General features: G+C 38.6%; 8 protein-coding genes. 5 read left to right on the top strand and 3 right to left on the bottom strand.

Annotated elements, in window-relative coordinates; translation table 11 throughout:
* Positions 1 to 446 precede the first annotated feature (446 nt).
* Positions 447 to 659, bottom strand: coding sequence for a hypothetical protein (locus tag HEQ28_RS02190; RefSeq protein WP_434503555.1), 213 nt, complete (start codon positions 657 to 659; stop codon positions 447 to 449).
* Between the two features lie 447 nt (positions 660 to 1,106).
* Between HEQ28_RS02190 and HEQ28_RS02185 the strand changes: the two genes are divergently transcribed.
* The 3 genes from HEQ28_RS02185 to HEQ28_RS02175 are packed head-to-tail and all read left to right on the top strand — an operon-like array spanning position 1,107 to position 4,714.
* Positions 1,107 to 1,376, top strand: a complete 270-nt coding sequence (locus HEQ28_RS02185; RefSeq protein ID WP_434503554.1) for a HigA family addiction module antitoxin — start codon at positions 1,107 to 1,109, stop codon at positions 1,374 to 1,376.
* A 22-nt stretch (positions 1,377 to 1,398) separates the two neighbouring features.
* The gene (locus HEQ28_RS02180) at positions 1,399 to 3,627 is read left to right on the top strand and encodes an alpha-N-acetylglucosaminidase (protein ID WP_434503553.1); all 2,229 of its coding nucleotides are present in this window, start codon (positions 1,399 to 1,401) and stop codon (positions 3,625 to 3,627) included.
* Between the two features lie 7 nt (positions 3,628 to 3,634).
* On the top strand, positions 3,635 to 4,714 hold the full coding sequence (locus tag HEQ28_RS02175; protein ID WP_434503552.1) for an acyltransferase family protein: 1,080 nt from the start codon (positions 3,635 to 3,637) through the stop codon (positions 4,712 to 4,714).
* Between the two features lie 31 nt (positions 4,715 to 4,745).
* Here HEQ28_RS02175 and HEQ28_RS02170 read toward each other — a convergent pair whose 3' ends face one another.
* Positions 4,746 to 7,556, bottom strand: a complete 2,811-nt coding sequence (locus HEQ28_RS02170) for a rhamnogalacturonan lyase family protein (RefSeq protein WP_434503551.1) — start codon at positions 7,554 to 7,556, stop codon at positions 4,746 to 4,748.
* A gap of 236 nt (positions 7,557 to 7,792) precedes the next feature.
* Here HEQ28_RS02170 and HEQ28_RS02165 point away from each other — a divergent pair, with 236 nt between their 5' ends.
* On the top strand, positions 7,793 to 8,986 hold the full coding sequence (locus HEQ28_RS02165) for an anaerobic nitric oxide reductase flavorubredoxin (protein ID WP_434503550.1): 1,194 nt from the start codon (positions 7,793 to 7,795) through the stop codon (positions 8,984 to 8,986).
* 28 nt (positions 8,987 to 9,014) lie between these two features.
* On the top strand, positions 9,015 to 9,176 hold the full coding sequence (gene rd, locus HEQ28_RS02160; RefSeq protein WP_434503549.1) for a rubredoxin: 162 nt from the start codon (positions 9,015 to 9,017) through the stop codon (positions 9,174 to 9,176).
* A gap of 74 nt (positions 9,177 to 9,250) precedes the next feature.
* Here the strand turns inward: rd and HEQ28_RS02155 are convergent, their stop codons facing one another.
* Entirely contained in the window at positions 9,251 to 10,750 is a 1,500-nt protein-coding gene (locus HEQ28_RS02155) for an NADH-quinone oxidoreductase subunit N (protein WP_434503548.1), read from the bottom strand.
* Positions 10,751 to 10,769: the final 19 nt, after the last annotated feature.

Below are 10,769 nucleotides of genomic sequence, written 5' to 3'. Positions count from 1 at the left end.
TGAGTATTTCATTGCAAGCTTTAAAAACTTGCAGTACCTTTGCCCCTGTCATTTGAAAATCAGGTGACTGGGCTAATGAAAGGAGGAACATTATAGGTGCACATATATGATGCTTTCAGCAAGTCTCAAACAGTAAAAAACAATTTATAAAGAAAGGAAAAAGAAACATGCTGAATTACAAAATTTACATGAACAAGAACAAAAAGAATCTGAAAACCTGTTGTAAGTTTTACACTCGTGCCGTTTATCTCTGAACAACAGAACTTGCTGGTATGACTGACAAGATTCAGGTAGAGTGATGTACTAGCGGTACTTACAGAACTAAAAAGAGGTAATGACTACCGAAATTCAGTACTCAAAGATTGTAAAGATCGCAGGACTAGGCTCATTTAAGCTCACACAAAAATGTGCAGACGCAGGTTCAAAGACACGTACCAAGGCAGGAATCAGCAACAGGCTTGTATATAAATAAAATGGGAGTCGAGCTCCTTCATGTTGCCCAACTCCCTTTTTGAGTTATTGCGGTCATATTTCCGCTTATTCTTACTAATCAACAGACGTTGAAATTTTCCGTCTCGCCTTTCTAATTCTTCATTGCGAGAAATCATCCTGAGAATCTTTACAGGATCATTAGACTTTGTTCGTTTTGACTTCTTCATAATTGCATCTTTTTAAAGTTCCATATTGTTCTAAATCACTATGTCTTCTCGTTTGCAAAGATAATGCAAATGAGTGGAAAAGCAAAATAAAACAGTTTTTAATTTTGTTTTCCCGAGTGCAGTTTATCTTCACCGAAGGTAAAGTAATGCAAACGAGTGGAAAAGCAAAATAAAACGGGTTTAATTTTGTTTTCCCGAGTGCAGCTTATCTTCACCGAAGGTAGAATAATGCAAACGAATAAGCAAAGAAACTTGTCATAATTTTATAATCAGTTCGTAAATTTATTGATTTAATAATTTAAAAGCTGCTCACCATGTATATTGTCACAGCTATCCGAATATTGACTTGATCATTTGAAGTCATAATATTTTCTAAGCCAAAGCCATTCCAAAATTTATGTTCGATAATTTGTAAATTACAAAATAAACTAATATCTTTGCAAGTATATGACTGCAAACAAAGTAATACCACACATATCCGTTCATCCTGGAGAAATTCTAAAGGATGAAATTGAATATCGAAGGATCTCACAACGTCAGTTGGCAAAAGAGATTGGCATGTCATACTCTGTTTTAAATGAAATTTTAAATTGCAAACGCCCTGTCACTACAGAATTTGCACTTATGATTGAAGCTGCGTTAAGTATAGATCACGAGCCTTTACTTAAAATGCAGTCGAATTATGATGTACAAATGGCTAAAAGTGATAACACATAGTCACTACAACAAACAACACCATATGAAACATATTCTACTATCAATCTTTCTCCTATGTAGTCTTATATCAGAAGCGAATCCAATTCAAGGATTACTTGAACGTATAGACAAGGGGGCTGGAGATAAGTTTGAAACAGAACTCGTAAATAGCAAGAAAGACTTTTTTGAACTTTCACAAGACAAAGATAAAATATTAATCAAAGGAAATACTTGGGTTAATATTGCATCGGGATTGAACTGGTATCTGAAATACTATGCAGGAATACAACTGACATGGAACAACATGAAAGCTGATATTCCAAACAAACTTCCTAAGATCTTAAAACCGGAACGTCATGAGACGGACTTGAAACTAAGATATGATTTCAATTACTGCACGTTCTCTTATTCCATGGCTTTCTGGGACTGGCAAAGATGGCAGACAGAAATAGACTGGATGGCTCTTCACGGAGTAAACCTTCCGCTAGCAATTGTTGGCGAAGAAGTGGTGTGGAGAAACATGCTACTGAAACTTGGCTACAACAAAGAGGAAATAGGAAAGTTCATTGCCGGACCTGCATTCCTTGCATGGTGGGAAATGAATAACCTTGAAGGTTGGGGAGGTCCACTACCCGACTCTTGGTATAATGCACAAGAGGCATTGCAGAAAAAGATTCTGAAACGAATGAATGAATATGGCATGCAACCAGTACTGCCAGGCTTCTGCGGTATGATGCCACACGACGCAAAGACAAAGCTAGGACTCAACGTTACAGACGGGGGCACATGGAACGGATATACACGACCAGCCAATCTATCAGCAACGGATAAGCATTTCGACAAGATAGCAGACCTATATTATAAGGAATTAACGAAACTATACGGTAAAGCGAATTATTATAGTATGGATCCTTTCCATGAGACCAACGATGACGCGAACATTGACTACGCGAAAGCTGGAAAGGCTATGATGGATGCCATGAAACGTACTAACAACAAGGCTACATGGGTGATACAAGGTTGGACAGAGAACCCACGTCAACAGATGATAGCTGACATGAAGAATGGCGATTTGCTGATTGCTGACCTATTCTCTGAATGTCGCCCGATGTTTGGTATCCCTTCTATCTGGAAACGAGACAAAGGATATGAACAACACGATTGGCTGTTTTGCCTATTGGAGAACTTTGGTGCCAATGTTGGACTTCACGGTCGCATGGATCAACTGATTAACAATTTCTATGCGACAAAGGAAGTTTCGCCAAATACGGAACATATCAAAGGCATCGGCTTCACAATGGAAGGTTCGGAAAACAATCCCGTGATGTTTGAAATGATGAGCGAACTGCCTTGGAGACCTGAAAAATTCAATAAAGAAGACTGGGTAAGAAACTACGTAAAAGCAAGATATTCAAGTGATGACGCAAATCTGCAAAAGGCTTGGAGCATACTTTCAGAAACAATATACAACTGTCCTGCAGGAAACAACCAACAGGGACCTCACGAAAGCATATTCTGTGGTAGACCGGGATTAAACAATTTCCAAGTTAAAAGTTGGTCGAAAATGCGCAACTATTATGATCCTGCATCAACACTCGAAGCTGCAAGACTGATGGTTAGCGTTGCTGACAAGTTTAAAGGTAACAACAACTTTGAATATGATCTTGTTGATATATGCCGTCAAGCACTAGCCGACCAAGGAAGACTGCAATATCTTAAAACGATTGCTGACTACAACGGATTCAGCATCGGACAATTTGACAAAGACTCAAAGAGATTTCTAAAGATGATACTTCTGCAAGACAAGTTGCTTGCTACAAGAAGTGAATTCAGACTAGGTCACTGGACTGAAGCTGCAAGAAACCTGGGACATACGAACGCTGAAAAAGACTTGTATGAATGGAACGCAAGAGTGCAGATTACAACATGGGGTAATCGCATCTGCGCAGACAAGGGTGGACTTCGCGACTATGCTAACAAGGAATGGGAAGGATTACTGAAAGATTTCTACTATAAGCGTTGGAGTATATACATGGATGCATTGGCAAAACAGATGAAACAGAACCAACAGCCAGATGAAGATGCTCTGGGAGCTGGCAAGAATGCCACAAAGACAAGTTCGGAACTCTTTGCAATGGCAATGCCAACAGGTCCACAGATAGACTGGTATGCAATAGAAGAACCTTGGACGCTTGAACATAATGAGTATAGTGCCAAGCCTGAAGGTAACGCCATTGAAATGGCAAAGGAAGTTATAGAATTTTTAAAATAAAATAGATATGGAAAAGCAACGTCTGATATCACTTGATGTATTAAGAGGACTTACCGTGGCTCTTATGATAACTGTAAACAACGGTGGTGGAAAAATGATATACTCTACCCTAGAACACAGCAAGTGGAACGGTATGACTCCATGCGACTTGGTGTTTCCATTCTTTTTGTTTATCATGGGAATATCAACTTTCCTTAGTTTCAAGAAAAGTAATTTTACATGGAGCAAGGCCACAGCAAGGAAAATAGCAAAGAGAACGATCATGATGTTTGCGATTGGATTGCTGATCAACTGGTTTGGATTACTGTTAAGCGGTAAAGGACTAGACTTCGCTCACCTTAGAATTTGGGGAGTGATGCAACGGATTGCGATATGCTATCTTGCCGTATCAATATTTGCACTGAGCTTTAAGCATAAATATATACCAATAACAATTGTAGTATTGCTTGCGGCATATTCAGCCATATTAATACTAGGCAACGGATATGCTTATGACTCGCATCTGAATATATTATCAAAGGTTGATACAAGTATATTTGGATATGATCATCTATATCACAAAAGTCCTGTAGATCCAGAAGGGTTGCTAAGTACGATTTCGGCAATAGCCCACACGATGATAGGTTTTTATTGCGGAAAGCTGATGGCATCTGCGAAAGACACAGAAGACAAGGTGATGAAGTTTATGATTGCAGGCGGCATACTAGTCATCATCGGTTATCTTGTAAGTTTTGGATTACCATTGAATAAAAGAATATGGAGTCCAAGCTATGTGTGCATGACTTGCGGACTAGCTGCTATATGTCAGGGATTGCTGATGTATTACATTGATATAAAGGGGGTAGCAAAGGAGAAGCTGAACATGGCTTTGATATTCGGAACCAATCCTCTATTTCTCTATGTAGTCAGCGAACTAGTTAGTATCATATTCGGAGCAACAGGATTGAAACTAGGCATATACAACGGTATAAGCACTATCATCATCAATCCATATATGGCATCACTTGTTTATGCTATCTTATTCATGCTATTGAATGCACTAATGGGTTATCCATTGTGGAAGAAACATATATTTATAAAGTTGTAATGCGAAATCGCATTACAACTTTATCTTCATTCTAGCGCTTCATAACTTTCACGCCATCCTTGATGTAAACGCCTTTATACGTTTTTACATCTGGCATTTTCATGCCCTCTATATTATAGTACTTATCCTGAGAATCATCTTTTGATATTTCGTTGATACCTGTAGGAACCTGTCCGTTTCCAACAACTAGATAGAGATTGTTGCCAGACATTTCCAATTTGTAGGTTACACCACTGATACCTTCAATGATAATATCACTTAAACTTCCCTCTACTCTACCAAAAGTACCAAGGAGATAGGCACCATCATTAGGTTTGGTATTACCAGTGAACTCAATGACTGGAGCAAGATATTTTGGACCGTCAGTCCAGTCTACCTTATTTATACGTAATGTATCAGCTGAGATCTTGGCAGAAGACAATGGCATAACAATTCGAGAACCGAAATTCAAAGTAACTGAGCGTGCTGTCACATCACCCTGTGGCATAAGTTTTGAAGCATAGTCCATTACAATACCTGCACCAAACTTACCACCATTTGTTTTCAATGTAGCGAAACGATTTAACCACACACGACTTGAAGCCATATTTCCATCAAAATCTAGTTCACCATTCCATACATCAGTATTGCCTGTATAGGTCTCTGTGACATTAGGCAGTTTCAAGATTCCATCACCTTGCTTTATAAGACGCATCTCACCAGTGAATGCACCACCAGTAATGGTATGCGTATAAGTAGTAGTTGTGATATTAGCATTGTCATCATGTCCCTCAACCCATGTAGGTGCATTGTCAGTAAGGATATATGGCGCAGCACCGTCAACAACACTGACATTCATATTATCAGTCTTAGCCAAAAGCAAATGCTTATTATTATTGTCTGTATTAATGGATGCACCGTCAGCTATCTCAACCCTATCAGTGAGCGTACTTGGAGGAGGTGCGATGGTAATGCCTTCAGTCTTTCCAAGGAAATAACTTGTATGAGGAGTTTGGTTGTATGCTTCCATCTGCCATACTTCACTTTGGCGATATTGAGAGTCGTGCCACAAAGTATAATTACGATATTCAGTAGGATATGTTGTCGTATATATTCTGAGGTTTCCGCCACATCTTACAATAAACTCTTCGCGCCAATCACCTAGAATATCACCCTGAAAACAAGGATTGTTCTTAGAATCATTATTCATGTTGCAACCAGAAGATGTAAAGAGTCTGCCATAACCAGGCTTCTCTATTTTAGCCTCCTTAGCAGTACCAGGACTATTCAGAACTTCATCACACAAATCACCGTCCCAATAGATTCTGAAATTCAAATCACTCCACTTTAGAAAAGTATCAGCGGTGATGCCAAGAACATTATCTGTAACAGAACTAATTAAATTTGAAGCAGAAGAACGAGCTTGACATCCATGATAGCTATCAGAGAATTTTCCAATTAAAGCACGTCCATCATCGGCTGCTGTCTCAAAGCGATAATACATATCGGATGTAGTTGCATTACGATAATTATTTCCAGGCTTATCCTCATTGCAACCAAAGAATTCAAGTCCATGACGATATGGATCAAAGTCACCTACATGTTGAGAATCACCATGACCAAGCCCAGTTGTGCTAAGTCCCTTGCCATTATCATCAATGACCATTGAACCATATACAATTTCGTCCCTACCATCCATATCAACATCGGCAACACAGAAATTATGATAACCGTTACCATACCACTCACTACCAGATTGATTACAGTTCCAAGTCCAACGGGTAGTAAACTCATGCGTCTGCGGATTGATATCATAAGCGATCATCTTCTCACGGGTATAGATGCCACGAGCTAAGAACAAACTAGCCTTACGACCATCAAGGAAAGGAGCACCAAAGAAATATTTTGATGAACGATGACCATAGTCATCCCCCCAAGCAGCTTTAAGATCTGTTTCACCATCTTCGAATCTCTTTAGTGGAAAATCTTCAATTTGATATGGTTTACCTGTCTCTCCATTTAGATAAAGAAGATACTCATTACCTGTGTGAGTCCAGCAATACTGCGCATCGGTATGTGCAAACGTACTTCTTGTATTTACGGTTGCGTCGCCGATAACCTTAGTAGTACCGTCAGAGAAATGAATCTTCATACCATCAGCACCACGAAGTACGACCTCTGCTTTACCATCACAATCCCAGTCATAAGCAACAATATTAAGTTCTGTACTGTTGAGACTTACCATGTTTGGACCGCAATCAATCCACCACATTCGTGTACCATCAAGTTTATATGCCTCAAGGATCGCATAATCTGTAGCATTCTCCAAATACAAAGAAGAGGCGTCTTTGGTATTAAGACGCTTGAGAAGTATCTCAAGTTGTCCGTCACCGTCGAGATCAGCCATACTGATATCATTAGGCTCATAATCAGCTGTGATATCAGCTCCACCAGCATTTGAATATACTTTTTGAAGAGTGATGTCTTTATAGCCAGAGAAGTTACGATCAATAAGCTTATAAAGATAACAATTCCAAGATGTCTGCGGTTTACACTGAGGCTGCTCCACACCTTTAACAATAGCGCTTACAGTGTACTCACTAGTGGTACTACCACCTGTATCATTATAATTTGACACACTCAAGGGCGTATCATTCAGTTTGGTACCATCCCTATAAACATTATAGGTGACGTCATAATACTCATTAGCAAGGATACGCCAACTTACGAAAGTTCCCTCATTGCTAGTTCCATTTGTACGATGAACTACGACAAGACCACGATCAAGTGCATCTGTCATGCGCTGGGCACTAAGCCCTAGACACAGGAATAAAATCCAAAAGGATAATAAAATCTTTTTCATTATTAAACATTAAAGTACTAAAGAATCAATTAGTTATTAGATTGACTGTTATATTGCCACAAAGTAACGGAATAGAATCCATGCGAAACGGCGACAATCGTTCGTTTTTCTGTAGATTTGTACTTTTTGATAAAGATAGTTAAATTAAAGCAAATATTTAAGTTTAGTTTACACCAAGAAAAAGATAATTCATATCTTTGCGTGTACAAAAAAGTAGGATATTAAACAAAAAGATAATGGCAAAACAAATCACAAATAAAGTATCATGGGTTGGTAAGATAGATTGGGAGCTTACCAAATTCCACGGAGACGAACTCTCGACAATGCATGGTTCCAGTTATAACGCTTATCTTATTGAGGATGAAAAGACAGCACTTATCGACACAGTATGGCAACCTTATGATAAGGAATTTGTAGCAAGACTGAAGAAGACCATAGATTTGAAAAAGATTGATTACATTGTAATGAATCATAACGAGATTGATCATAGTGGTGCATTGGTAGAATTAATGCGTGAGATTCCAGATACACCGATATATTGTACAAAGAAAGGTGAATCTATTATTCGTGGTCACTATCATCCACAAGGCTGGAACTTTGTAAACGTCAAAACTGGTGATACTCTTAATCTAGGACAGAATACTCTTACATTCATAGAAGCACCAATGCTTCACTGGCCAGACACAATGTTCAGCTATCTTTCTGGAGAAAATATATTATTCTCTAATGATGCCTTCGGTCAGCACTTTGCAACAGAATCACTATACAATGATACTGTAAAGCAGGATGACTTGATGTGGGAAGCTCAGAAATACTACGCTAACATCATTAACCCATTCAGTATGATGGTGAGCAGAAAGGTGAAAGAGCTTATCGGTATGAATCTTACTATTAAGATGATTTGCCCTAGCCACGGTATTATCTGGAAGAATAATCCTAAACAGATTATTGACAAATACATTGATTGGTGTAACGGATATAAAGAAAACCAGATTTCAATTATCTATGATACGATGTGGCAATCTACACGTAAGATGGGTGAAGCAATTGCTGATGGTATTCAGGAAGTAGACAAAGATGTGACTGTAAAATTGTTCAATGCCTCACAGATAGACAAGAATGATATTCTTACAGAGATTTTCCAGTCTAAAGCCATACTAGTTGGTTCGCCAACAATAAACAACGGTTTTTCGTATGCAATTGCCGGAATATTGGAAATGGCTCGCGGAATAAAATATAAAGGAAAGAAAGCTGCAGCGTTCGGATCTTATGGCTGGAACGGTGATGCTCCAAAAATGATTACCGCACACTTGCAGGAAGCAGGATTCGAAGTCGTGAACGATGGAATAAAGAAACAATGGGTTCCAGACGAGAAAGATTTGGATGACTGCATTGAATATGGTAAAGAATTTGCAAAAGCAACAAAATAAGATTATTAACAATTTAAAATTTAACAACATGGAAAAGTATGTTTGCGATGTATGCGATTACGTATACGACCCAGCGGTAGGAGATCCAGAAAGTGGAATAGCTCCAGGTACATCATTTGAAGATCTTCCAGACGACTGGACATGTCCAGTATGCGGAGTAACAAAAGATGATTTCCAAGTACAGAAGTAATAAATAAACTAACAAATAAAAATCCCAATGCTCGTAATGAACATTGGGATTTTTCGTTAAGTTATATCTGTAGATTACATTGAAGCTACAGATGCACTGTCTATCCATGAATAAACCATGCTGAACAAACCAAACATGACTATTCCTGCTGTACAGATAGCAAGAGCCAACTTAGTGCTACTTGCGCTCTTGAACCAAGGAAGAGGTTTCTCATTTGGTTTGATATACATAGCCTTCACAATCAACAAATAGTAGTAAAGACTTATCACAGTATTAATCAAAGCGATGAATACAACAGAATAAGCTAGAATACCTGGTGTTGTAGATAAAGATTGACCCTTTACAGCAGCCATGAAAACAAAGAACTTGCTGAACATACCTGCAAATGGAGGAATACCACCAAGAGAGAACAAAGCAATTGTCATAAGGAACGAAAGCTTTGGATTGGTCTTATAAAGTCCATTATAACTCTCCATATCTACTGTTCCATTATTATGTTCCTCGATGCTACTGATAACAGAGAACACTGCCATGTTGGCTACAACATAGACAAGAACATAGAAGCTAAGAGTTGTATAACTCATTGCTGAGTTGCCAACGATAGCTAGAACAATGTAACCAGCCTGAGAGATAGAACTAAATGCCATGAAACGCTTGAGGTCTCTCTGACGAATAGCAAACAAGTTGGCGATAGTAATTGAAAGAACAACAACTATAAACAACATATACTGCCAATATTCTACCATAGGACCAAAGACCTTGATCAAGATAGAACAAAGAGCAAATGCTGCTGCACCCTTACTAACAACAGAAAGATAACCAGTGATAGTTGTTGGTGCACCCTGATAGGTATCAGCTGTCCAGAAATGGAATGGAACCAAAGAGATCTTGAAACCAAGTCCACTGAAGAAGAATACCATACCCATTATAGTAAGAGGTGTAGCTGTGATCTTAGCTGCAATATCATCAAAATACAAAGTACCCATAGCTCCATAGATAAATGAAATACCATAGAGCATGATGCCACTTGAGAATGCAGCAGTAAGAACGAACTTAGCAGCAGCCTCGGCTGAATTATGACGATACTTATCGAGACCTACCAAACAAGCCATTGGAATAGATGCCATTTCAAGTCCCAAGAAGAACAGTAGGAAGTGATTAGCACTAACCATCATGTTCATACCAAGAAGAGTTGAGGCAATAAGCATGTAGAACTCACCTTCCTTGAATTGTGTATCAGGACGCTGTATCCACTCACGACTTTGTATCAATACGATCAATGCTCCTAAAGCAAGGATAGTCTTGATAACACCAACAGAAGGGTTTGTATAATACATTCCACCAAAAGCAACAGAAGCTGTAGTTGGGAATATGTTTATCACAATATGTGCTGCCATTAGCAGACAAACTAGAGGATTAAACCATACACGTGAAGAACTGTTAGCCTCTCCGTTAGAAGTAGGTATTACAGCTCGTTGCGATGTAGCAAAGTCTGCAATGAAGACGATTACCAAAAGAGCCATCAAAGTGACTTCTGGTATCATATTTAAAAATTGACTATAATCTATATTCATAATAAATCTTTAATCTTAA

Source organism: Prevotella sp. (assembly GCF_051059605.1).
GTDB lineage: Bacteria > Bacteroidota > Bacteroidia > Bacteroidales > Bacteroidaceae > Prevotella.
Note: the sequence above shows the minus strand (reverse complement) of the source record. Positions and strands in the feature narration are given on the sequence as shown.

What these genes read in the sequence shown, in the direction of transcription:
- HEQ28_RS02190 (WP_434503555.1), bottom strand. Translation starts at nt 659, where the DNA reads ATGAAGAAGTCAAAACGAACAAAGTCTAATGATCCTGTAAAGATTCTC.
- HEQ28_RS02185 (WP_434503554.1), top strand. Translation starts at nt 1,107, where the DNA reads ATGACTGCAAACAAAGTAATACCACACATATCCGTTCATCCTGGAGAA.
- HEQ28_RS02180 (WP_434503553.1), top strand. Translation starts at nt 1,399, where the DNA reads ATGAAACATATTCTACTATCAATCTTTCTCCTATGTAGTCTTATATCA.
- HEQ28_RS02175 (WP_434503552.1), top strand. Translation starts at nt 3,635, where the DNA reads ATGGAAAAGCAACGTCTGATATCACTTGATGTATTAAGAGGACTTACC.
- HEQ28_RS02170 (WP_434503551.1), bottom strand. Translation starts at nt 7,556, where the DNA reads ATGAAAAAGATTTTATTATCCTTTTGGATTTTATTCCTGTGTCTAGGG.
- HEQ28_RS02165 (WP_434503550.1), top strand. Translation starts at nt 7,793, where the DNA reads ATGGCAAAACAAATCACAAATAAAGTATCATGGGTTGGTAAGATAGAT.
- rd (WP_434503549.1), top strand. Translation starts at nt 9,015, where the DNA reads ATGGAAAAGTATGTTTGCGATGTATGCGATTACGTATACGACCCAGCG.
- HEQ28_RS02155 (WP_434503548.1), bottom strand. Translation starts at nt 10,750, where the DNA reads ATGAATATAGATTATAGTCAATTTTTAAATATGATACCAGAAGTCACT.